General features: G+C 27.3%; 17 protein-coding genes. 9 read left to right on the top strand and 8 right to left on the bottom strand.

Translation table 11 applies throughout. The features are described from left to right. Window positions 1–180: 180 nt before the first annotated feature. Window positions 181–3,246: a T9SS type A sorting domain-containing protein gene (locus I0K12_RS21725; protein WP_196890290.1), complete on the bottom strand. Its 3,066-nt coding sequence runs from the start codon at window positions 3,244–3,246 to the stop codon at window positions 181–183. A gap of 385 nt (window positions 3,247–3,631) precedes the next feature. After that, window positions 3,632–4,339, bottom strand: coding sequence for a hypothetical protein (locus I0K12_RS21720; RefSeq protein ID WP_196890289.1), 708 nt, complete (start codon window positions 4,337–4,339; stop codon window positions 3,632–3,634). A gap of 524 nt (window positions 4,340–4,863) precedes the next feature. Between I0K12_RS21720 and I0K12_RS21715 the strand changes: the two genes are divergently transcribed. Continuing rightward, window positions 4,864–5,385, top strand: coding sequence for a retropepsin-like aspartic protease (locus I0K12_RS21715; RefSeq protein ID WP_196890288.1), 522 nt, complete (start codon window positions 4,864–4,866; stop codon window positions 5,383–5,385). 62 nt (window positions 5,386–5,447) lie between these two features. Here the strand turns inward: I0K12_RS21715 and I0K12_RS21710 are convergent, their stop codons facing one another. Both I0K12_RS21710 and I0K12_RS21705 read right to left on the bottom strand, forming a co-directional pair. Then, a complete protein-coding gene (locus tag I0K12_RS21710) occupies window positions 5,448–7,250 on the bottom strand; it encodes a DEAD/DEAH box helicase (RefSeq protein WP_196890287.1) in 1,803 nt (600 codons plus the stop codon). Between the two features lie 89 nt (window positions 7,251–7,339). Continuing rightward, the gene (locus I0K12_RS21705; RefSeq protein ID WP_196890286.1) at window positions 7,340–8,722 is read right to left on the bottom strand and encodes a hypothetical protein; all 1,383 of its coding nucleotides are present in this window, start codon (window positions 8,720–8,722) and stop codon (window positions 7,340–7,342) included. Window positions 8,723–9,153: 431 nt separating this feature from the next. Here I0K12_RS21705 and miaA point away from each other — a divergent pair, with 431 nt between their 5' ends. Together miaA and I0K12_RS21695 are read left to right on the top strand one after the other, a co-directional pair. Beyond that, the gene (gene miaA / locus I0K12_RS21700) at window positions 9,154–10,071 is read left to right on the top strand and encodes a tRNA (adenosine(37)-N6)-dimethylallyltransferase MiaA (RefSeq protein WP_196890285.1); all 918 of its coding nucleotides are present in this window, start codon (window positions 9,154–9,156) and stop codon (window positions 10,069–10,071) included. Between the two features lie 25 nt (window positions 10,072–10,096). Further along, complete coding sequence (locus I0K12_RS21695; RefSeq protein ID WP_196890284.1) at window positions 10,097–10,678, top strand: Maf-like protein; 582 nt, start codon at window positions 10,097–10,099, stop codon at window positions 10,676–10,678. Window positions 10,679–10,709: 31 nt separating this feature from the next. Here the strand turns inward: I0K12_RS21695 and ftcD are convergent, their stop codons facing one another. Then, entirely contained in the window at window positions 10,710–11,741 is a 1,032-nt protein-coding gene (gene ftcD, locus I0K12_RS21690) for a glutamate formimidoyltransferase (RefSeq protein WP_196890283.1), read from the bottom strand. A gap of 356 nt (window positions 11,742–12,097) precedes the next feature. Here ftcD and I0K12_RS21685 point away from each other — a divergent pair, with 356 nt between their 5' ends. The 5 genes from I0K12_RS21685 (at window position 12,098) to I0K12_RS21665 (ending at window position 19,451) form a co-directional block, all read left to right on the top strand. Beyond that, window positions 12,098–13,954 carry a DNA topoisomerase IV subunit B gene (locus I0K12_RS21685; RefSeq protein ID WP_196890282.1) on the top strand — a complete coding sequence of 619 codons (1,857 nt, stop codon included), beginning with the start codon at window positions 12,098–12,100 and terminating at the stop codon, window positions 13,952–13,954. After that, window positions 13,954–16,581, top strand: coding sequence for a DNA gyrase/topoisomerase IV subunit A (locus I0K12_RS21680; protein ID WP_196890281.1), 2,628 nt, complete (start codon window positions 13,954–13,956; stop codon window positions 16,579–16,581). Before I0K12_RS21685 ends, I0K12_RS21680 begins: the two co-directional genes overlap by 1 nt. Window positions 16,582–16,701: 120 nt before the next feature. Continuing rightward, window positions 16,702–17,118 carry a hypothetical protein gene (locus tag I0K12_RS21675; RefSeq protein WP_196890280.1) on the top strand — a complete coding sequence of 139 codons (417 nt, stop codon included), beginning with the start codon at window positions 16,702–16,704 and terminating at the stop codon, window positions 17,116–17,118. Further along, entirely contained in the window at window positions 17,108–18,094 is a 987-nt protein-coding gene (locus tag I0K12_RS21670) for a hypothetical protein (protein WP_196890279.1), read from the top strand. Before I0K12_RS21675 ends, I0K12_RS21670 begins: the two co-directional genes overlap by 11 nt. 1 nt (window position 18,095) lies before the next feature. Further along, on the top strand, window positions 18,096–19,451 hold the full coding sequence (locus I0K12_RS21665) for a tetratricopeptide repeat protein (protein ID WP_196890278.1): 1,356 nt from the start codon (window positions 18,096–18,098) through the stop codon (window positions 19,449–19,451). A 39-nt stretch (window positions 19,452–19,490) separates the two neighbouring features. On the opposite strand, the gene I0K12_RS21660 is transcribed toward I0K12_RS21665, so the two are convergent. The 3 genes from I0K12_RS21660 to smpB are packed head-to-tail and all read right to left on the bottom strand — an operon-like array spanning window position 19,491 to window position 21,453. Further along, a complete protein-coding gene (locus I0K12_RS21660) occupies window positions 19,491–20,033 on the bottom strand; it encodes a hypothetical protein (RefSeq protein WP_196890277.1) in 543 nt (180 codons plus the stop codon). 53 nt (window positions 20,034–20,086) lie between these two features. Then, on the bottom strand, window positions 20,087–20,995 hold the full coding sequence (locus I0K12_RS21655) for a geranylgeranylglycerol-phosphate geranylgeranyltransferase (RefSeq protein WP_196890276.1): 909 nt from the start codon (window positions 20,993–20,995) through the stop codon (window positions 20,087–20,089). Then, a complete protein-coding gene (smpB, locus tag I0K12_RS21650) occupies window positions 20,995–21,453 on the bottom strand; it encodes an SsrA-binding protein SmpB (RefSeq protein WP_196890275.1) in 459 nt (152 codons plus the stop codon). Before smpB ends, I0K12_RS21655 begins: the two co-directional genes overlap by 1 nt. A 232-nt stretch (window positions 21,454–21,685) precedes the next feature. Here smpB and I0K12_RS21645 point away from each other — a divergent pair. Next, on the top strand, window positions 21,686–24,182 hold a 2,497-nt coding region (locus tag I0K12_RS21645; protein ID WP_196890274.1), incomplete at its 3' end, for a hypothetical protein.

Raw genomic sequence — 24,182 nt, 5'->3', positions numbered from 1 at the left:
TAATGAATTAAATTTGCTCAAGACTTCGGAGGTTTAGGATTATTTTTTGGTAGAAACAAAACTATAACCTTTTGAAGTCTTTTTTTATCTTATACAATTTTAATCGTGATAATGTTTATTAATAGACTCTTTTTTATGAAATAAAATTTAGTTTTTTAAAACTAGATTATATTAAAATATTTAGATTTTTAGTTTAAAACTTTTTTCTCCATTCTTTGTTTTTATTCGAACTCCATAAATTCCATTAGAAATTGTTTCTTTTACAGGAATTCTATATTCCGTTTTGTTTTCAGAAATATTTTGTTCTAAAACTTTTTGACCAATCAAATTAAACATTGAAATATATTCTAAAGCTTGATTAGTTCTAACAACAATTTCTTTTTGATCTTTTGCATAAAATAACTGAATATTTTCTAGTGGATTATTTTCAATACCTAAATTAAAATGACCAAGAGGCTTAAAAATAACACTAAATCGATTTTCGTGCTCTCCTTGATCGATAATATATTCCAAAGGCTCTTCTGTCAATTCATATGACATCCCATAATAAGAATCTTTTAAAAATACTTTTGCATTTATTGCCTTTTTTTCATCTATTTTGAATAAATATTTTCCTGAGTGCTCAGCTTTTACTACCAAAGGAATTTCTTGATCTAAATGAAATTTTGAAACAGTTGCAATTACATAATTATTTTCGTTATTATCAAATTTCCAATAGAAATCGGTATTATGAATATCAACCATTTTACTATCATATCCATTATCATGAGCAGTTGATAAACCCTCTTTGAAGGCTATTGCAATTTGTCTAGTACCAATTTTCTCTTCATTTTTGTAATGCCCCATGCTTATTTTTAAAAGTCTAGAAGGGATAGGGTTTCTTAAAAGGATAGATTCGTCGTTATCTTCTGTTTTATGTATTCTCTGGTTATTATTAAATATTATATTTCCATCATTGTTTGTTTTTACAAAAAAACCTTGTCCAACTGTAAGGTGTTTTTTAGGTAATTTTGCTCCTATTAAATTTGTATTTGAATCTGAAATGTGTACAGCCGCTACTGCTGTAGAAAGATTCAAATATCCATATCCACCTTCATAATCTTCAATATCATGTGAGGTAGCAGAAACATGATCCCAAAAATGAAGAGTTCCTTCAATAATTGGTAAATTGTCATTAATGAATTTATGAGCATCCATTGCTGAAGGATAAGGATTTCCTAATAGATTTTCAGTATTTGCCGTTACATTTAAACTATAATTTCCATCATTTGGAGTACCTATAAATACATAAATTTCATCTCTACCAGTTCCTTTTGTAGAAAAACCTTCACCAGTAAAAACCTCAACCGATGCATCTCTTACAAATTGCCAATCCGTATAAACTGTACCATTTCTAAATTTCCAAAACCAATAATTACTCATTGTAAGCGGAGAATCCGTTGCGCCATAAGGGTCAGTAGAATAAGAATGAGAGTTATGAGTAGAATTATTTGTAATTCCTTCATATACTCCGGTAGCTGTGTTAAAAATACCTCCTGTGTGAATTACATCTGTAACATCATGTTTATTTGTACCAGTTACAGAAACAGGTGAACTTATATATTGGACAGTATATTTGGTTGGATGTAAAGATTTTCTTTCACGATAAAGTTTTCCATTTCCTGTTACTTTTGAAGTTTCATTATGATTTTGAATTATTTGTGCATCACCTAACAAACGAATATCACCATCTAGTTGAATTCCTTCTTCGATATATAAAACAACACTATCTTCAATTACTAAAGTATTTCCTGCTTTTACCTCTAATTCTTTTACTTCAGCATTATCCGAAAGAATTGCAATAGTGTCTGTGTTAGCTTGAGCGTCACACAAAAATTTCATACAACTATCTGTCATTGCTGGACACTCATTATTTCCAGAACCATTTCTATAAGCTGTTCCATCCCAAAGAATGATAGGGTTATATTCTACAGTAAAATAATCTTGATCATTAAACTGAACATCTTCGGCAGACCAAGTGTTTCCATTTTGAATTAGATTATACTTTGTTGCATTATTAAAGTTTTCATTATTTGAGACAATTAACCTTAAACTATAACAATTAGTATTTAATGCTGACATATCAACTTCAGACATGTGTATTGAAAAATCAACAGGTGCAAAAGTGGTAAATCCAGAAGGACCTCTTGTGTCAGCTCTCCATTTATTGTTTAAACGATATGAAGCACTTGAAGAATTATACTCAAATTGATAATTTTCAACTCCTTTTAGATTACTTCCCCAAAATAAAAATTGCTTATCGACAATACTATTTGGGTTTTGTATCTCAACAATTCCAGTTCCTCTAGAATGAAGATGAGAACTTCCATCAGTAGCTTGTCCGATACCCGCAACATCAAAATCAAAATCACCAAAATTAGATTTATCCATTTTGTAAAACCCATTACCATTGGAAGCAAGTTCTAAATCATATTTTGCACTTAGATAATTTTCAACTATTGTTCGTTCGGCAAGAGTAATTTTATGTGAAAAAATAATTGTTTCTGAAATTTCTCCATTTAAAGGTCTTGTTTGTCCGCTCCAAGTATAATATCCTCCTAAATATAATTTTTCATTTACATTATGAGTAGAACTAGTTGTTGTTCTTACTTGAGTAATAATATGGAATTTTTGGTTATGTTCAATTCCATTTACATTGTTATTAGGATTAATACTTCCATTTCCGTTGATATAAGATTCTCCACTTTCACTAGTCCAACAATCATTATTATATTCATCAGCACCTATAGTCTGCCATTGATTAGTATTGTATTTGGTCCTTCGAATTCCAAAATCGCTATTATAACCTATTAAGCCTCCAATAAAACTGTGAGAACCTGGGTTGTTAGCAACAATCATAGTTCTAGCATCAACATTATTATTAGTTCTAAAATTCCCATTTAGATTTGATGCATTAAAAGAAGAATAAGAATTTTGGTAATTTTCAGAATAAGATGCGCTACCAACGGATCCCGGACTACTACTATTGAGATAATATGCATGACTATTATTCCCGCTTAGATCTTCCCAAGATTGAATAGTTTCGCCATTCGAAGGTGTATTCCCATCTGAATCTTTCATAGAACTCGGCATTAGCCAAAGTTCTAAACTTGAGGAACCATCAGTAGAACCGACTCCACCAGGTCCAGTTTGTGCAAATATTGAGATACCAATGAAAGCACATATTAAAAAAGAAAACTTCTTCATATTTTTTTAAAAATTTAATATTAGAAAATTATTTAATTATTAAATCAAAAATTTATTCTGGGGTATTAATTATTTTTAAATAAAATGAGATTTAAAATATTGATAAGTTCAAATTAGAATTTAATAAAATAGAAGTTGTAGTCCTTTTTAATGTAATTGTTTAAGAAGTAATTTTTTTCCATACTATATAAATTTAATTTTTGACAATGCAATATACTTTAAATTAATTTAAATAGTATTAATATGTTAAAAAACTACGTATTTATACGTAAATAATAGTTTTGTTTAAATATATGATAAGATGTTTTGATTTGTAATTCAATTTCCTTTTTTGTTATAAATTTCTAAGAAAATAGGAAGTGAATTATATAGATTACTTAATTATTTACAACTTTTTCAGTGGTCTATTAGAGATTTTATTAAGAATAAAACCTGAATTTATCGATTTATTCTTTTTTTCAACAAATTGAACAGTATCTAATATGTAACCTTCAAAATTATCAGAAGATAATTTTTTTACATACATATAAGGTATTGCATTTGTTTCTTCAAAAGTTTTATTTAAGAATGACTGTTTATATTTTTTAAAATCGTTAGCATTAATTTTTAGTTTATTGTTGTAATAATATTTCTCATAAAACTCATAAGTTCCATAATCGAAAGGTTGTTTGTACTTAGTAATAAGTAAGTCAAATTTTTCATTTTCAATAATGGTGTCATTCTTCTTTTTTTTCAAAATTTCAAAAGAATTTGCTCTATTTAGATTAGTACAATTCTGCCAATATAGGGTGTCATTATAATTATATTTAGTGTATTTGATATTATTTTTTTTAATATAAACTTGATAATCTAAACTAATAGAATCAGTACCAAAATATTTTCTATAATAATTTCCATTTTTATGAGTTTCTTCGAAGTACTTCCCATATTGCCTTTGTATGTAACTTTGATGATCTAAATCAACTTCATTATTTTTATTAATTAATGTCGAAGTAAACCGAAATTTCACAGTTCCTTCAAAATCTTTAGTATTAGAACAAGCTAAAAAGAAAAAATAAGATAGAATAATGATAAGTAATATTTTAGTTTTCATAGTATTTTATTTTAGTTAGATTGAGCTTTTAATTTATAAAATATCGATTTTAAAATTAAGTATTATTTTTAAATAGCAAAAAACTAGATTGAAAACACTCATAGCAAAATTTTAGTAATAGAAAAGCCGCATTAAGTTAAGGGCTTAATGCGGCTAGAAAAAAGTGAATTAATCGAATAAAGGAAAAATGTTTTTTTCTTTAATCTAAACTTCATTCGTATCGAGTATGATATGAACTGAAATTCTACATCAAAAGTATTTTAAAATTATTTGTAATGGAATGACTTATATCATATCTTTCATAAAAAGATATATGTATGTATTTCTAATATTTATTAAAAAAAAACAATTTATTTTTGATTAAAAATTAATTTTATTTAAATAAATAGAATACTTTTTGGTAAAATATATTTATTCTTAAATACGTATTTATTAAGAAATCCACCTACAGGTGATGATAATTAACATCGTTACCTTTAATTTCAAAAACATTATCTTTAAAATCAATCATTAAATAAAAAGATATGAAAAGAAAACTCTTACTAATACTTTGTTTTACTACTTTGTTTTTAAGTTGTAAAACAGTTTCTACACATTCAAATTATAGTAATGATTTAGAAAAAATATTAACCAAAAACGACTTTGTAAAAGTTCCTTTAAAAAAAGGTATAACTGGGCATATTATTGTTGAAGTTTATATCAATAATATAAAAAGTAAAATGATTCTAGATACTGGTGCATCAAATACTGTGATTGAAATCAAACAGAAAGATAATTTTAAGATGCAAACAAAAAAATCCGAAATTTTTGCTACTGGAGTAGGAGGGAATGAGTTAAAAACTTTTATATCTGCTAATAATAAACTTAAGTTTGGTGACTTATCTTTTGAAAATGTTCAATTTATTTTAATGGATTTAGATCATGTTAATAACGCTCTAAAAATGTTAGGTAGTGAAGAAGTTAGTGGAATTATTGGAGGGGATATTCTATTAGAAAATAATGCAATTATCGATTATAAGAATTTAACACTATATATTCGAATGTAGAGTATAAAAAAACCGAATACTATTTAGTATTCGGTTTAATATTTTTGGGATCTCAATAAAAACTATTGATGTCTGTTTCCTGTTCTGTTTGGTCTTTTTCTTCCACCTTTAAAAGAACGTTCTCCATTTGAAGAAGACTTTCTGTCTCTATCGTTAAATCTTGGTTTAGAAGAACGATCTCTGTCACCACCTCTTGAGCGATCACGATCACCTCTTCTTCTTCCACCACTACGATTTCCTCTTCCACCACCTTTTTGTTTTTTAGTGATCTCAACATTTACAGTTCTACCGTTAAATGAAGTATCTTCAAAAGATGATAAAGTTTGATCTTGATAATTTTTGTCTAATTCAAAGAATGAGAATGTATCTAAGATTTCAATTTGTCCAATCTCAATGTTCTTTGTAATTCTTTGATCGTTGATTAAACCAATTAATTTAGCAGGATTTAAATTATCTTTTCTACCTAGGTTAATAAAGTAACGAGTCATGTTCTCATCGTTTCTTCTTTTTCCTCTAGAATCACTTGTTCTATCTGCAGAAACTTTATTTAAATCAGGAGCATTTTGATAGTACTCTAAGAAAGAGTTGAACTCTAAAGAAACAATTTTTTGAATAATTTCTTCTCTTGAAAGTCCTTCTAATTTCTCATAAATACTTTCTAAATAAGGTTCTATTTCAGTTTCATTCACGTTTACATTTGTCAATTTATCAATAACATTGAAAAGTTGAACTTCACAAACTTCTTTTCCGTTAGGAATTTCGTTTTGAATGAATTTTTTACTGATTTTTCTTTCAATAGGTCTTAGTTTACCTCTTTCTTTTGGTGAAATTAAAGCAATAGAAATACCTTTATTACCAGCTCTTCCTGTTCTACCACTTCTATGAGTGTATGCCTCTATTTGATCTGGTAATTTATAGTTAATTACGTGTGTAAGACTATTAACATCAAGACCACGAGCAGCAACATCTGTAGCTACAAGAATTTGAAGTGATTTTTTACGGAATTTTTGCATTACCGTATCACGTTGTGCTTGAGAAAGATCTCCATGTAAAGAATCTGCATTATACCCATCTTCAATTAATTGATCAGCGATATCTTTAGTTTCTTTACGTGTTCTACAAAATACAATACTATAAATATCAGGATTAATATCCGCAATTCTCTTTAAAGCATTATATCTATTTCTTTCATTTACTAAATAATATTCATGACTTACATTATCTGAACCAGTGTTTACTTTCGCTGTTTCGATAGAAACAGGATCTGTCATGTAATTTTTAGCAATCTGATTTACTTCTCTAGGAAAAGTAGCAGAAAATAATAAAGTTTGTTTTGTATCAGGTGTAGCTTCTAAAATGGCATCCAATTCTTCTTTGAATCCCATGTTTAACATTTCATCAGCCTCATCTAGAACTAAAAATCTAGTTGAATCTAATTTTAAAACACCTCTTTTTATTAAGTCAAGAGTTCTACCAGGAGTACCAACAACAATGTGTGCACCTCTTTTAAGAGCTCTGATTTGTTCATCTATTTTAGCTCCACCATAAACTGCAACAGTACGAATACCTTTTACATATTTAGTGAATTGTTTAATGTTATCCGCAATTTGAATACCAAGTTCTCTTGTAGGAGATAATATAATTGCTTGAACTTGTTTGCTTTCAACATCGACTTGTTGAATAATTGGAAGTGAGAAAGCGGCAGTTTTCCCTGTACCTGTTTGTGCAAAAGCCTTTAAATCTTTACCCGACGACAAAATTTGTGGTATAGACTCTTCTTGAATTGGAGTAGGATTTTCATATCCCATCTCGTTTAAAGCTTCTACAATTTCTTGTTTTAAACCAAGATTTGAAAATGTAGACATATTTTATGTTTAAAATATTGATTCACAAATAACTATCTGTGAATGCGGTTAAAAAGGTTGCAAAGATACGGTTATTATTTTAAATAAACTTACTTTTTAGTAATATTATTTAATTGATCCGAAAGTTTCTTAGAACCAAAATTAGCATAATTGTTTTTAACTATACCGTCACTAATAATAATGGTTCTTGTTAAATTATTGCTTGTAACGAAACTATGAGCAATACTGTTTTCAGATAACTGGTATTGATTTTTGGAATTAATCTTTTTAATAAAAGCATTGTTTGTGATATTTTTATCACTTTGTATATTAATCCCTATAAAATCAAATTGAGGATGTAATCGTTCTAAATATGAAATTCGTTTATAAAGAAATTCGGAAGAAATATTTTTATCTGACCAAAAATAGATTACCGTATTTTTATTATTGATTATGTTTTTAATGTGTTTTGGATTTCCTTTCATATCAAGCACATCAAAATTAGTAAGAGGCTTCTCGTTAACAACTTTACGACTATCCAAAACCATATTTTCAACGCTAGCAATGTACTTTTCATTTGTACAATACTCTTTGAAAATATTGAATTCTTTATCGCTAATTCCACAAGAATTTTCATTTGTAAAATCATCAAACATTACTTTAGAAAGTAGTTGATTTTTAAACTCCTCATCCTCAATATTATTTTGAATAATATGTAACATGTTAGAAGTAACAGTTCCAACTTTATTTGTATACTTTGTATAATATGCTTTATTATATAAATGCGCAATTACATAACTTGTAAAAGGATAAAAGTCAGTTAATTCAGTATTATTGATAGGGTGCTTTATTCTAAAATTATAAAAAGCAGGTGAGATTGAATCATAATTATAATGTCCCATTCTTTTTTGACGAATCATAGGATATAGTTCCTTTGCTCTAGCTAATGGATAAGAAATCGAAGCTTGTGCGTAAATTTTAAAATCATCAGATAAATCTGGGTTTTGTTCTATAAAACTATTGTAATCTTTGTAGTTATTTTTCTCTATAGAATCAATAATTCTATGAAATTTAGAAGAATTTAGGTTATAATAATGACTTATATTTTTGAAATTATGAGTTTCATTTTTTAATTTACTCATCAAGAACTCATTTTTTGTACTTCCTTTACCAGTAAAAACAAGTGAATGGTCAAAATTCCAGGTGTTTAAACGGATTAAAATACTATCTTGATCTTGAAAATAAATGTACTGAAACTCAGAACCATGCTTAAATTTATATAATCCTTCTTTTAGATTATCTAATTTTCTTAAAAATTGATTTTTTGAATTTAATCGAATAGTATCAACTAATTTTTCGTCTTTAAATAAAACAACAAAATTGCTTTTTGGATTGATAATTACACCACCAAAATGCGCATAGTTCTTTTGCTTAGTTTTTTCACAACTAATCAATAAAGAAGTTATTATTATAAAAAATAAGAGGTTTCTCATGTTTGTTTTATACAGTACTTTTTAAAAAAGTATTAGGTTACAAATTTAAAAACTACCGAATCTTGTTCTTGTTAAATTGATGTTAAATATTAAATATAGCTTATTTGAATAATAAGAAATTTTAAACAAAAAACTCAATTATATTAAATGCAAAAATAGAAATATTATTAATTTATGAAAGTTATAAATAAACTTTAGATAAATTAGTAAATAATTATAATTTCAAAACTAATATAAGTTATTATTTTTTTTCTGAAAGTTATTTTTTGATTTTTTTTCTAATAGGTTGTTTTTGAATATTTTTAAAGTTTTGTATTTCAGTTTTAATCCCTTTTAGGTTGTATTTTTATAATTATTTTAAATTTTAATTTACACAAAACTTTTCTATTTCTTAGTATTTAACTATAAATTTGCACTATTAAAATCAGAATATGGAGAACTATTTGTTGACAGTCGTAGGTCCAACAGCAATTGGAAAAACAGCTTTAGGTATAAAATTAGCGAATCATTATAACACAGAAATTATTTCTGCGGATTCTCGCCAGTTTTTCAAAGAAATGGCAATTGGAACAGCTGTACCTACAACTGAAGAATTAGCAAGTGCAAAACATCATTTTATTCAAAATAAATCAATTTTTGATAATTATAGTGTTGGGCATTTTGAGAGAGAAGGATTAGAATTGATTACAGATCTTTTTACCAAATTTGAAAACTTAATTATGGTAGGAGGAAGTGGACTTTATGTAGATGCAATTATAAAAGGTTTGGATTATTTTCCAGATGTTGATCCTTCGATTCGAGAATCTTTAAATTCTAAACTTGAAAAAGAAGGAATTACTTCACTTCAAGAACAATTAAAAGAACTTGATCCAGTTTCTTATTCTGAAATTGCAATTGATAATCCTCATAGACTTATTCGCGCTTTAGAAATTTCTATTGGAGCAGAAAATCCTTTTTCTTACTATAAGAATCAAGAAAAACCTACACGAAACTTTACTCCGATTAAAATTGGATTAAAAGCGGATAGAGAAATTATTTACGATCGAATTAATCGAAGAGTAGATATTATGGTCGAAGAAGGTTTGATTGAAGAAGCGAGAAAAGTATATCCAAATAAAGACTTAAATGCGCTTCAAACTGTTGGTTATCGTGAATTGTTCGCTCATTTTGACGGAGATATTTCTCTTGAATTTGCACTTGAAGAAATCAAAAAGAATACGAGAAGGTTTGCAAAAAGGCAAATGACATGGTTTAGGAAAGATGAAAATATTCTTTGGTTTGATTATCAAATACCTTTTTCTGATATTATTTCAGAAATTGAATCCTATAAAAATAAGATTAGAAAATAGATTTGAATTAAAATAAAAATCATTCATGTCATTAAAATTACTAAAAGATAAAAAGATAATTTTAGCATCAAAATCTCCTAGAAGACAACAATTTATTAAAGATTTAGGAGTGAATTTTGAAGTTAAAACCAAAGATATTGAAGAAATTTACCCTGAAGAATTAGAGGGGGAAGAGATTACCAACTATTTAGCAGAATTAAAAGCCAGCGCTTTTGAAAATGAGATAAATCCTGGAGAAATCTTATTAACTTCTGATACAATTGTTTGGTTAAAAGGAAAAGCTTTAGGGAAACCAAAAGATAAAAAAGAGGCTTTTATTATGCTTCAAAAACTATCAGGTAGAAAGCATAAAGTGATAACTTCTGTTTGTTTAAAATCATTAGAAAAAACAATTACTTTTTCAGATGTTACTGTTGTTCATTTTGATGATTTATCTTCAGAAGAAATTGATTTTTACTTAGATACTTTTAAACCATATGATAAGGCAGGAAGTTATGGTATTCAAGATTGGATCGGACTAATTGGAGTGAAAAAAATCAAAGGAAGTTACTTTAATGTTGTAGGGCTTCCTGTGCATAAAGTTTATAAAGAATTATTGAAATTTTAGAACATAAAAAACTGGATTTTTCAATCCAGTTTTATTTTTTATAAGCATTTTCAATACAAAAATCTAAAATTCTTTCCGAAGGAATGAAAGGAGAAATTGTATCTAATCCCATATGTTTTATAACAAGATTTATTTTTTCTTCTTGTGTTAAATTTTCTAAGTTTTCTTCTTTCTCATAAAATTCACCAGCTTCCAAAATTGCATCTAAAGGAATTAAACCAATCAATTCAGATCCATTCACTTTAACATTATTTAGTTCTGCTTGCTTTTTTGTTTCTTCAAAAACTTTATGAATTGCAGTTGTTTTGTAATCTGTAATATTATACGAAACTTGTGCAAAATCATATTCATCTATAAACCAACCTAGACCTTTTACATTTTTAAATTTTCCAGGTATTTTTGTTTTTCCATTTTCATTTTTTTGCCAATAGCCACTTTCTCTTATTTGTTGTGAAATTTTATGTGCAATAGTTCTGTCTTTAGAATTTAGATTTACATTATAAGCAACCAAAATTTTTCTAGCTCCGATAACGGTTGCGCCACTTCTTTCAACTACAGAATTATAGTTTTTTGAACCAAAATCAGGAACCCAATTTGAATCTTTTAATTTTTCTTTCAAACCTTCATATTGTCCAGCTCTATTATTTGCTAAGTTTTTTCTCACGGAATTAGAGGCAGAATATTCGTAAAGATATACTGGAATTCCTATTTCTTCTCCTACTTTTTTGGCTAATTGTTTTGCAAAAATATCTGTTTCTTCAAGATTAATATTTTTCAAAGGAACAAAAGGACAAACATCGACAGCGCCAAACCTCGGATGTGTTCCTTTTTGTTTTGACATATCAATAAGTTCATTTGCTTTTTTGTATAAATTGAAAGCAGCTTCTACCATTTCTTCAGGAGGACCAACGAAAGTTATCACAGTTCTATTTGCTCCTTTTCCGATGTCTACTCCAAGAAGTCTAACATTTGGAAGTTCTTTTACAGAATTTGCAATCTCATAAATTTTTTCTTCATCTACTCCTTCACTAATGTTCGGAATACATTCTATTAATCTTGACATATTTTATTGTTCTTCGTATTGTGGCTTAAAAATAAGAACAATTTTAAAGATTAATTCTATAAAAAAATTTAAAATCGCAATTTAATATTTCACTACGTCAAAATATGTCGTAGTCATTTATGAGCTGTGTTAAAAACTAATAATTTCATTTCTAGTTAGTTTTGATTGATTTTTCTCTATTAATTCTTAGATAATTTCCTTAAAAATTCCTAAATTTGAAGAAAAATTAGCATAAAAAATCTTAAATAAATTTAAAATGAAAAGTTGGAATTGTAATAGATATTTTAATATATTTCGTAAGGAGATGTATTTGATAAATAATATCTTTGCAGTTCTTCACTAAATGCCGAATAAGTATGACAAAAGAAACAAATTATACTGAGGACAATATACGTTCTCTAGATTGGAAAGAACATATTCGTATGCGTCCTGGTATGTATATCGGGAAGTTAGGAGACGGTTCTTCTCCAGATGATGGAATTTATATATTACTTAAAGAAGTTTTAGATAATTCCATTGATGAATTTGTAATGGGTGCTGGAAAAACTATTGAGATTAGTGTAAAAGAAAGTTTAGTAACAGTTAGAGATTACGGAAGAGGAATTCCTTTAGGGAAAACAATCGATGTAGTTTCGAAGATGAATACAGGAGGAAAGTATGATACTAAGGCTTTCAAAAAATCAGTAGGTTTGAATGGAGTAGGAACAAAAGCGGTAAATGCTTTATCTACTTTTTTTAGAGTTCAAGCTATCCGTGATGGAAAAACCAAAATTGCTGAGTTTTCAAATGGAAATTTGGTAGAAGATTTTCCGATAGAAGAAACGACAATCCGTAAAGGAACAAGAATTTCTTTTACTCCCGATTCAAGTATTTTCGTAAACTATAAATTCAGAAAAGAATATGTAGTTAAAATGATTAAAAACTATGTGTATCTAAATCCTGGATTGACAATTGTTTTTAATGGAGAAAAATACGTTTCAGAAAATGGATTGAAAGATTTATTAGAAGAAAATATTTCTGAAGAAGCGAAATTATATCCAATTATTCATTTAAAAGGAGATGATATTGAAATTGCTATTACACATAGTAAAGAACAATATAGTGAAGAATATCATTCGTTTGTAAATGGGCAACATACCACACAAGGAGGAACACATCAAGCTGCTTTTCGTGAGGCAATTGTAAAAACACTTCGTGAGTTTTATAAGAAAAACTATGATGCTTCAGATATTCGTAAATCTATTGTAGCTGCAATTAGTATTAAAGTAATGGAACCAGTTTTTGAAAGTCAAACAAAGACAAAACTTGGTTCTACAGAAATGGGAGGAGATCTTCCGACTGTTCGTACTTATATTAATGATTTTGTAAAAAATAAACTAGATAATTATTTACACAGAAATAACGAAACTGCAGAGAAAATTCAGAAAAGAATTTTACAAGCAGAAAGAGAAAGAAAAGAATTATCTGGAATTAGAAAGCTTGCAAAAGATCGTGCAAAGAAAGCAAGTTTACACAATAAGAAATTAAGAGATTGTAGAGTACACTTAACCGATATAAAAAAGGAAAGAAACTTAGAAAGTACTTTGTTTATTACCGAGGGAGATTCGGCAAGTGGATCGATTACAAAATCTAGAGATGTAAATACACAAGCAGTTTTTAGTCTGAAAGGAAAACCATTAAATAGTTACGGAATGACTAAGAAGATAGTGTATGAAAATGAAGAATTTAATTTATTACAAGCAGCTCTTAATATCGAAGAAGGTTTAGAAACACTTCGTTATAATAATATTGTAATTGCTACCGATGCCGATGTGGATGGTATGCATATTCGTTTGTTATTAATTACATTTTTCCTACAGTTTTTCCCAGAACTAATTAAAGAAGGACATTTATATATTTTAGAAACACCTTTGTTTAGAGTTCGAAATAAAAAAGAAACAATTTATTGTTATTCTGAAGAAGAAAAACAGGATGCAATTGTTAAGTTGAAAGGAAAACCAGAGATTACTCGATTTAAAGGATTAGGGGAAATTTCGCCAGATGAGTTTAAACATTTTATCGGTGAAAATATACGATTAGATCCTGTGATGTTGGATAAAGAATTTTCGATAGAACAATTATTGAAATTCTATATGGGGAAAAATACTCCGGACAGACAAAAATTTATTATTGAAAACTTAAAAGTTGAACTAGATTTAGTAGAGGAATTATAATGCAAGATTTAAACGAATTTGAAGATCAAAATAATACAGATAATCAAGAAACGATTACTAAAGTTACAGGAATGTACAAGGAATGGTTTCTGGATTATGCATCTTATGTAATTTTAGAAAGAGCAGTTCCTGCTATTGACGATGGATTCAAGCCTGTGCAACGTCGTATTATGCAATCCATGAAAGATCTAGATGATGGAAGGTATAATAAAGTTGCAAATATTGTAGGGCACACGATGCAGTATCATCCACATGGAGATGCTTCGATTGCTGATGCCATGGTGCAAATTGGTCAGAAAGAATTATTGATTGATATGCAAGGAAACTGGGGAAATGTCTTGACAGGAGATAGAGCTGCAGCTTCTCGTTATATTGAAGCAAGATTATCAAAGTTTGCCTTAGATGTTGTTTTCAATCCAAAAACTACCAATTGGCAAGCTTCTTATGATGGTAGAAGAAAAGAACCAATTAATCTTCCTGTAAAATTTCCAATGCTTTTAGCACAAGGGGCAGAAGGTATTGCGGTTGGACTTTCTACGAAAGTAATGCCTCATAATTTTAATGAATTAATTGATGCTTCGATTCAATATTTAAAAAAGAGAAGTTTTAAATTATATCCAGATTTTATTACAGGAGGAACTATGGATGTTTCGCAGTATAATGATGGTGTAAGAGGAGGTAAAATTCGTGTAAGAGCGACAATTACAAATCCTACAAAAAATCAGTTAGTTATTTCTGAAATTCCTTTCGGAACTACAACTTCAAGTTTGATTGATTCAATTCTTAAAGCAAATGATAAAGGAAAGATTAAAATCAAGAAAATTGAAGATAATACTGCTGAAAATGTAGAAATTGTAATTCATTTAGCAAACGGAATTTCTCCGGATAAAACAATTGATGCACTTTATGCTTTTACGAATTGTGAAAATTCTATTTCGCCACTTTGTTGTGTAATTGAAGATAATAACCGACCAGTGTTTATTGGAGTTTCAGATCTTTTAAAAATTTCTACAGAAAAAACAGTAGATCTTTTGAAAAAAGAACTTGAAATTGAATTAAACGAATTACAAGAACAATGGCATTTTGCTTCTTTAGAAAGAATTTTTATTGAAAATAGAATTTATCGTGATATTGAGGAAGTTGAAACTTGGGAAGGTGTTATCAAGGCAATTGATGAAGGATTAAAACCTCATATTACACATTTAAAAAGAGAAGTAAGAGAAGAAGATATCGTAAAACTTACAGAAATTAGAATTAAAAAGATTTCGAAGTTTGATATTGATAAAGCAAAACAATTTATAGAATCTTTAGAAGAAAAAATCGCGAAGGTTAAATTTAATCTTGAAAATTTAATTGATTTTGCAGTTAATTATTTTAAAGATCTTAAAGCTAAATACGGAAAAGGAAAAGAGCGTAAAACTGAAATAAAACTTTTCGATGATATTGTTGCAACAAAAGTTGTAATTCGAAATTCTAAGCTTTATGCTAATTTTGAAGAAGGGTTTATCGGAACTTCGCTGAAGAAAGATACTTTTATAGGAGATTGTTCGGATATTGACGATGTGATTGCATTTAGAAGCGATGGAACAATGACCATAACTAAAGTTGCGGAAAAAACTTTCATCGGGAAAGATATTATCCATGCTGCTATTTTTAAGAAAAGTGATAAACGTACTATTTATAATATGATTTATCGAGATGGTAGAGGTGGAACTTCTTATATGAAAAGATTTTTTGTTACTAGTGTTACTCGTGATAAAATTTACGATTTAACTGCTGGAACAAAAGGATCTTCAGTTTTATATTTTTCTGCAAATCCGAATGGAGAAGCTGAGGTTGTTTCTATTTATTTAAGAGCAATTAAAGGATTGAAAAAACTTCGTTGGGATCAGGATTTCTCTGAATTATTGGTGAAAGGAAGAAGTTCTAAAGGAAATGTAGTTACAAAAAATCCGATTAAAAAGATTGAATTAAAATCAGCTGGAATTTCTACTTTAAAACCAAGAAAGATTTGGTTTGATGATACTGTAAAAAGATTAAATGTTGATAGTAGAGGAGAGCTTTTAGGAGAATTTAGAGCAGAAGATCGTATTTTAATTATTGATTCAAATGGATATTTAAAAGCGGTAACTCCAGAACTTTCATTACATTTTGATAATAATATTGAAGTTTTAGAAAAAGTTAATCCAATAAAACCAATTTCTGTTCTTTATTACGATGGAGAAAGAGAACGTTATTATGTGAAGCGATTTATTGTGGATGCAAATGTGAAAGAGGAATTGGTGATTACAGATCATCCAAAGTCTCAACTTTTAGCGGTTCAAACAGATTATCGTCCGCAAGTTGAGGTTGTGTTCTCAAAACGATCATTAGAGAATCAAGTCTTAGATTTTGAAAGTTTTATTGCAATTAAAGGAGTGAAAGCAATTGGAAATCTTTATACGAAAGAGAAAATCAGAACAGTAAATGTTTTAGATCCTTTACCATATGAAGAGCCAGTTGTTGATGAAATTGAAGTTGTAGATGAAGAACCAGTTGATGGAGAAATTGCATCAGCCGAAGTTTCAGAAACAGAAGCTTCAGGAGATGTTAAACTTGATGAAGACGGACAAGTTGAAATGTTTTAGATTTTAATTAAAAATATATAATGAGAAGGCAATTTTTTATAAATTGCCTTTTTTTGTGAAAAAGAGTTTGTTGATTGCTTTTAAAAACAAAAATATTATTTGAAATTGAAAAAGATGCTAATGACTACAAAAGAGTATATAAAATCGAGAGAAGAACAAAATGAGATTTTAAAGAAAAAGGTTTTTAAATCGAATGATTATGAGAAATTATTTAAAGAAATTTTTGAAATAACTCCTGTTCGGTATTATAAGAGAAATGTCCCTCAATATGAATTTGTTAATTATATAAGTCATTTGTATGTTCATTTGAAAAATGAAAATTTCTATTCATTATTTATAACTATTGGTAGAATTTGTGATTTTATTGATAGTGATAAGAATAGATCAATGATTGAACAAGATTATTTGAAATTAGTTATAGCATTAATTAAAAAAATGACAATAAATATTTCTTCGAAAGACCTAGAAGATGTACCTGTTTTTAGAATCAGATCATTAGAAGAAAGAATAGAAAAAATTAAAGAATATGAAATTTAGAAATTTGCAAGATTTTCAAAATCTTGAAGGTGGAATTGAGATAGAGTTATTAGAAAAATATATCAGAGATTATTTGTTATTTGTAGAAAGTGATAAAGTTGAATTTGAAATTGCAATTGAAGTTTTAAATGATTTATTGTATTTGAAAGTTCATGATTTTTCTGTTCTTTCGGAAGAAATTGCTGAGAAGATTTTAAAAGGAATAAATAAAAATTATACAAAAGAAAAAATAGATTATTTATTAAGTGAATTTGAGGACGAAGAAAATGAAGATTTATATATAAAATATGATATTCTTCTAGATTGTTTGGTTATGATTTCTAAATCTGTGGATGTTGTTTCGTTTTTAAATGAAAAAATTGCTATTTCAAAAAATGAATGTGAAAAAAATGAATTAAAAGAATGTTTAGAAACTGTAGAATTTTTGCAAAATAAACCTGAAAGTACTTTAAACGATACAATTTTAGATCAAATTTTAGAAAGAGCAGATTCTTATTTTTTTAAAAAGAATGAAAAAATAGATGATAAAAATCTGTTTTGTGGAATGAGAGAGACAATTGAAGAACATGAATATTGTTATACGATAGGATGGAGGTTAAAATCTGAAAAATATAATTCGCGTAAAAAACTTACACTTTTTGCTGGCGGAGGAAAGTTGATGATCTCAAAGTTTTCTGAGGATATAGAAATGGCTGGTTCACTTCCAGATTTTGATTTTGTTAGAGATTTTGAATTAAAAATTAGAGGTTTAAAAGAATATTGGGAACTTGAAATAGAGTATGAGAAAAAGAAAATAAATGCAATCAAAACAATACTTAAGAAAACTAGTTTAGAAATTTTAAAAATGGTTGATGAAAATTCTAAAATTATTATTGGAAATGAAGAATCTTGTGAGCTAAATCAAATGAAAAAGGATTTGCTTGAAGCTGATGTTTCTTGTGATTTGATTTTAAAACCATTATCTAAAAAATATTGAAATGAAAAAAAAAATAAGAAAAAATGTCTTCATTCTGATTTATTTAATTAGTTATTTATCATTTACTCAAGTGAAAGTTGCAAATGAGTATTATGAAGACTATCAAAATAATATTGAATCAGAAAATTATCAAGCAGCTAAAGAATCCATTGAATTTGCTATCAAACTAGATAAATCGAATACTAATTACAAATATTGTAAAGCAAAAACTTTAATATTATTAAAGGAGTTTAATAGTTGTGAGATTTATTTAAATAAATTTTCTAAAAAAGAAAAAAACACAATTAATTGGATTTTGATTTATAGTGAACTACTAAATTTTATTGGAAAGTCAGAAAAAGCTAGAGAAATCTTAAATAGTGAATATAAAAAAAGTAAAATTTATGAGCTCAAAGAAAGAATTTGCTTGAACTATAATGATAAAGAAGAGTATGAAGAAGCTGTTAAATGTTTTAATAATTTAGCAAAATTAAAACCTAATAATAAACTTAATTATCAAAATTTAATTCTTTTAAATATACTTTTAAAAAAAGAAGAGAATTGTATAAAATCTTTAGATGAATTTTTAAAATTAAGTGAAAATAAAGAACAAATACTAAAAGAATTATATAACATTTCTGTAAACAATAACCTGATAAAGGTAGGTTTGTATTGTATTAATCGAATTATTGAAATTGATAGTAATAATTTAGATAACTATTTAAGAAAAATAGAAGTATTAGATACTTTAAATGATACTAAAGGTGTTTATGAAGTTTATTTAAAATTGAATTCAATTGAACCATGTAATATAGATTATTTAGAAAAAATTATAGAATATGAAAATAGAAATAATTTAAAATTTGACTCATTTAATCATTTAACTGAACAAATGATATGTGAAAACAAAAAAGAAGATTTGTTAAACATTGAAGTTAATAAATTTATTATAAATCTATATAGTGATAATAGTAAAATAGCTGAAAATCAGATTGATTCTGTATTATTAAAACATCCAAATGATTTAGATGCGATTTATTTTAAAGGAATTTGTTTATTTAATAGAAATGAATTGGAGAAATCACTATATTATTTTAAAAGAATGCAGGAATTAGATAAAATGAATTCACAAAATCTTGTAACTACATGTATTTATATTATTGAATATGAATTATATGGTAATTGTGAAATTTATGAATTATTTAATCAAAATAAAAAGGAATCTCAAGGAACAGGTTTGTTTAAATCTGAAGTTTCAAATACTAATAAAAAAACAAAAAGACTAATAAGATTTAATAAAGAATTAATGGGAGAAGAATTATTTTATGATTTATCTTTTGAGGATTATAGTGTTCTTAGAAAAAAGTGCAATAAATAAACTGATTCCTGAAAAATAGATTTTTAAAATGAATTGTAATTAATCAATTTTCTCATATGTATTTTTTGGATAAGTAATTTTCCAACGTTCACCATAAATTGATTCAAATTCTAAAGAAATAAATAAATTATTGATGAATTCATCGTAGATAACATTAGAGAATTCATTTTTGATACTTAAAACTGGAATTTCAACTTGAGGCGAAATTACGGTTTCTTTCTCAGCTTCTTTATAATCAACAATCCATGCATTTTCAAACTTTTTTTTCTTACTTATTTCAAAGACAACATCGTCTATTTGATCGTATGTTTTTCCATCATAAATAATTATATAACTTTTTAAAATTCCAGGACCAACTCCGTAATTGGTAAGTTTTAACTCAAAAAAATCATTTGGAATATATCCATGATACATACTCAATCTTGGCCAAACAGTCGCATTTTTTTGTTGATTTAAAATTCTCGTTTGAAAAATAGTAGTACCCAAAGCACAAATTCCTATTACCATTGCAGACAAAGAAACAATCAATTCAAGTTTTCGGGCTTTTATATAAACGTGGTTTTTACTTTTATCTTTATTCATTTTTAATTTCAAATTTTTGTTAAAATTAAAAAATTAACCGAAAAACACAATTCTTACTTTTGAATAAAATATTTTAGGAATAAAATGGAAAAAACACCAATAGCTAAAATGATTTTGATGTAATTACTAATTTTTCTGAATTCTGATTTTTTTTCAGCCAATGTAGTCTTATACATTACTATCATAATTGGAAGGAAAATAAAAATCACGAAAAGTGTTTTAATTTCAAATGTAGTTTCAAAAACATTAAAACTTAAATCTAAAATTTGATAAAGTGAAGCTCCTGCAAATAATAAGGAAATATTTTTTGCTCTTTTCCTTCCTAGAATAATTGGAAGTGTTTTTGCTCCAATTTTATAATCTCCATCGATATCTTCTATGTCTTTGATTATTTCTCTAAAAAGATTGAATATAAAGACAAACAGAGCATAATTGAAAATAATATCAAATATTTTATTGGAAAAATGAAAAGGAATTTGCTCGAAAAGGGGAACTAAAATAACACTGATCGAAAGCAATAAAGCTATAAGGAAGTTTCCTAAGATTAAAGTTTTTTTTAGAAATTTTGAATAAAGAAAAAGTATAAGAATAATTCCTAAAAAGATAAAAGAATACAGAGGTTTTCCAATAACTATCGAAATTCCTAATCCAGAAATGAATCCAAAAATATTTAAAACAGTATAAAGTTTTAAAATTGATTTTCGATCAAAAATATCTAGGATTAAAGATTTTCTAGGTTTATTGATTTTATCACATTCAATATCAAAATAATCATTAATTAAATTTCCAGCAGCAGCTATGAAAAATGTAGCAAAAATTAGAAGAAAAAAAACAGAGTAGCTTAGTGAATTTAGGTTTAACTCTATGGAATCAATTCCAAATTTAAAAAATAATTGCATTACAATCATTATCAATAGATTTTTCCATCGGATAAAGGAAAGGAACGCAATTATTTTATTCATTAATTAAAATTCTTTTTAATTCTGGCAAGGTCTCTTTTGTTGTCACGATCTTTCATTGTTTCTCTTTTATCATGAAGTTTTTTACCTCTACAAAGAGCAATATCTAGTTTTGCCCATCCTTTGTCGGTAACAAAAAGTTTAAGAGGAATAATTGTAAGACCTACATTTTGTAATTCTTTTTGAAGCTTTTTTAATTCTTTTTTATTTAATAAAAGTTTTCTTTCGCTTTTCGGACGATGATTATATACATTTCCATACATGTATTCTTCAACGTACATATTAATTACAAATAATTCTCCTTTTTCATTAAATTCACAAAAACTTTCAGTAATTCGAGCTTTACTTTCTCTAATTGACTTTATCTCAGTTCCAGTAAGTTTAATACCAGCTGTGTACCTGTCTAAAATTTCGTATTGAAATCTAGCTTTTTTGTTTTGTATGTTAATATTCTTCTGCATATGCTGCAAATATATAGAAGTTCTGTCTTTTTAGCTTTAAATAATCTGATAAATATTAAATCTTGTGTATAAAAAGGTTAATTTTGTGCGTTAGAACATAATATATATTGAATTTTACATAAATTTAGCTGTAATTTATAAAAATAAAGTTCTTTTTATGATAATAAATTTATAATGTGCTAATTTATTTTTATTAATATTTATCTTCAAAAATATTTGAAATACAAATTATATGAAAAAAGTATACTCTTTACTACTCATCTTTTTATTATTTATTTCCGTAACTGTTTATTCGCAAGAACCAACAGATGCAGAACATGCAATTACAGTATGTGGAGATTTAGATATGTCTTTAAATTCCAATGGTACAGGAATTAACGATTTTATGAATCAGCCGAGTTCTTCTCCACCATGTGGATTTTCGGAGAGTCAGAGCTTATGGATCCGAGTTGTTATTGAAACCGATGGAACATTAGGATTTACTCTTACATCTAATAATAATGCTGATGATTATGATTTTGCTGTATATGGTCCAAATGTTACTTATGATAATTTAGGTCCAGCTATTCGTTGTTCAGCAACAAACCCACAAGCCGCTGGAGTACCTGCAGTAACCGGGATGAATGAGTTTGAGACAGAAACTTCAGAAGGTCCTGGAGCAGCAGGGAATGGTTTTGTAAAATGGTTAGATGTTGTAGCTGGAGAGGAATATTATTTTTTAATTGATAATTGGAATCAACAAGATGGAGCAGCATTAGAATGGACTGGTACAGCAACTTTTCCTGATGCACCTTCTTTTTTAAATCCTAACGATATTTCTTATGATCAATTAGTTTGTGATGAAGATGGTGTGAATGACGAGTTCACTGAATTTGATCTTACAATTCATGAGTCAACTTTTGTTGGAACACAATCAAATGTTGATGTAACATATCATACGACATTAGAAGATGCGCAAATTGGAATTAATTCCATTTTAGATCCAACAACATTTCAAAACACATCAAATCCGCAAACAATTTTTGTAAGATTACGAAATTCTTTATTGGAATGTTTTACGGTAGATGAATTTCAGATAGAGGTAGAATCTGAAGTTGATTTTTCACCAAATGATTATGTTTTATGTGCAGATTCAGTTATTACTACTATAAATTTCTCAGAATATGAAAATGTACTTTCTACAACTTATTCTTTTACAGAAATTTCTTTTTTTGAAACAGAAAATAATGCTATTTTAAATAATTCACCAATTTCTTCACCATATACTAATATATCTAGCCCTCAAACTATTTGGGTAAAGGTGCAATTAGAAGGGACTTCATGTTATAGTATCAAACCGATAGAACTTATAGTAAATCAAAATCCAACGATTGGGAATTTTTCTGATTTGGAGATTTGTAGTGAACAAGGTATTTTAGAATATACTTTTGATTTAACAGAACAAAATGATTTGATTAATTCTGGAGCGAATATTACTATTACTTATTATGATTCTCTGGGAGGACTTATTTCAAATCCTAGCGGTTATATTACAACTTCAAATGAATTTATCACTTTTAATGTTTTGAATACAGATACTAATTGTGAATCTACTGGAGGTTTTAATTTAATTATTTTAGATGGACCTGTAGTTCAAACTCCTATAGATTTGGAAATTTGTGATGTAGAGCAAGATAGTATACATACTTGGGATTTGACACAACATGAAGATATTTTAACTTCAGGTGGTATATATGACATTAAATATTTTGCTTCACTTACTGATGTGACTTCGAATATTGAAATTTTAACAACAACATCTTTTAATTCTGGCTCTACAACTATTTTTTATGTTTTAGAAAATCCTTTGTCTGGTTGTAAAGTAACAAGTCAATTTTCTTTATTGTTAAATGAAATACCATCTCTTAACCTTTCTTATGATTATAATGAATGTATTTTAATATCAACAAATGAAGCTATTTTTAATTTAGATCAATTTGTAGAAAATTTACAATTAGATTCAGATTATCAGGTTACAGGATTCTATCATGATATTGATAATTCTTTACCGGTTGGAACTTTTCCATTATCAAATCAAATTGTAAATTCATCTAGTTTTCTTTCATCTCAAAATATTGTTTATTTTTCTGTTGAAAATTTACAAACAGGATGTTGGAATGTTTCTAGTATTAATCTTGATTTAAAGTTAATTCCAATTTTTAATGATGATATTTCACATTTTGAATTATGTGATAATGATTATGATGGAGTTACAAGTTTTGATTTAACGACAAAAGAAGGTGAGTTTTTACAAGCAGACTCTAGCGGACTTATTCCTAATTTCTTGTATTATACTTCGGAAGATGATTTAGAGAGTGATACAAATGCTATAATTGATCCTACAGATTTTAGTAATACTATTCAAAATGTTCAATTAATTTGGGTTAAAACATATTATGAAGCAGAGGAGTGTTATTCTAAGAAAAGTTTCTACATCATTGTACATCCAAAACCTGAAATCAATGAAGTTAATGTTTTACAGATGTGTAATGATGGTGATGGTTCTGTATTTTTCGATTTAACAAACCCACAAACAACTTCAGAAATATTGAATAATCAATTTGATGTTTCTATCACTTACTTCACAGATTTAAACGAAGCAAACCAAGCAGTAATCGATGAAGCAAACGGAAACGTAGGATCTTTTGCTTATATCGCTACGCCAGCTAATTTTGAAAATACAGTAACAC

Origin of the sequence: Aureivirga sp. CE67 (genome assembly GCF_015767245.1) — a bacterium.
Lineage (GTDB): Bacteria > Bacteroidota > Bacteroidia > Flavobacteriales > Flavobacteriaceae > Aureivirga.
This window is presented reverse-complemented; position numbering and strand designations above follow the sequence as displayed.

Excerpts from the sequence above, each read along its gene's own strand:
- I0K12_RS21695 (WP_196890284.1), top strand. The coding sequence starts at position 10,097 with ATGTCATTAAAATTACTAAAAGATAAAAAGATAATTTTAGCATCAAAA.
- smpB (WP_196890275.1), bottom strand. The coding sequence starts at position 21,453 with ATGCAGAAGAATATTAACATACAAAACAAAAAAGCTAGATTTCAATAC.
- I0K12_RS21655 (WP_196890276.1), bottom strand. The coding sequence starts at position 20,995 with ATGAATAAAATAATTGCGTTCCTTTCCTTTATCCGATGGAAAAATCTA.
- I0K12_RS21680 (WP_196890281.1), top strand. The coding sequence starts at position 13,954 with ATGCAAGATTTAAACGAATTTGAAGATCAAAATAATACAGATAATCAA.
- I0K12_RS21715 (WP_196890288.1), top strand. The coding sequence starts at position 4,864 with ATGAAAAGAAAACTCTTACTAATACTTTGTTTTACTACTTTGTTTTTA.
- I0K12_RS21665 (WP_196890278.1), top strand. The coding sequence starts at position 18,096 with ATGAAAAAAAAAATAAGAAAAAATGTCTTCATTCTGATTTATTTAATT.
- I0K12_RS21720 (WP_196890289.1), bottom strand. The coding sequence starts at position 4,339 with ATGAAAACTAAAATATTACTTATCATTATTCTATCTTATTTTTTCTTT.
- I0K12_RS21675 (WP_196890280.1), top strand. The coding sequence starts at position 16,702 with ATGACTACAAAAGAGTATATAAAATCGAGAGAAGAACAAAATGAGATT.
- I0K12_RS21660 (WP_196890277.1), bottom strand. The coding sequence starts at position 20,033 with ATGAATAAAGATAAAAGTAAAAACCACGTTTATATAAAAGCCCGAAAA.
- miaA (WP_196890285.1), top strand. The coding sequence starts at position 9,154 with ATGGAGAACTATTTGTTGACAGTCGTAGGTCCAACAGCAATTGGAAAA.
- I0K12_RS21705 (WP_196890286.1), bottom strand. The coding sequence starts at position 8,722 with ATGAGAAACCTCTTATTTTTTATAATAATAACTTCTTTATTGATTAGT.
- I0K12_RS21725 (WP_196890290.1), bottom strand. The coding sequence starts at position 3,246 with ATGAAGAAGTTTTCTTTTTTAATATGTGCTTTCATTGGTATCTCAATA.
- ftcD (WP_196890283.1), bottom strand. The coding sequence starts at position 11,741 with ATGTCAAGATTAATAGAATGTATTCCGAACATTAGTGAAGGAGTAGAT.
- I0K12_RS21670 (WP_196890279.1), top strand. The coding sequence starts at position 17,108 with ATGAAATTTAGAAATTTGCAAGATTTTCAAAATCTTGAAGGTGGAATT.
- I0K12_RS21685 (WP_196890282.1), top strand. The coding sequence starts at position 12,098 with ATGACAAAAGAAACAAATTATACTGAGGACAATATACGTTCTCTAGAT.
- I0K12_RS21710 (WP_196890287.1), bottom strand. The coding sequence starts at position 7,250 with ATGTCTACATTTTCAAATCTTGGTTTAAAACAAGAAATTGTAGAAGCT.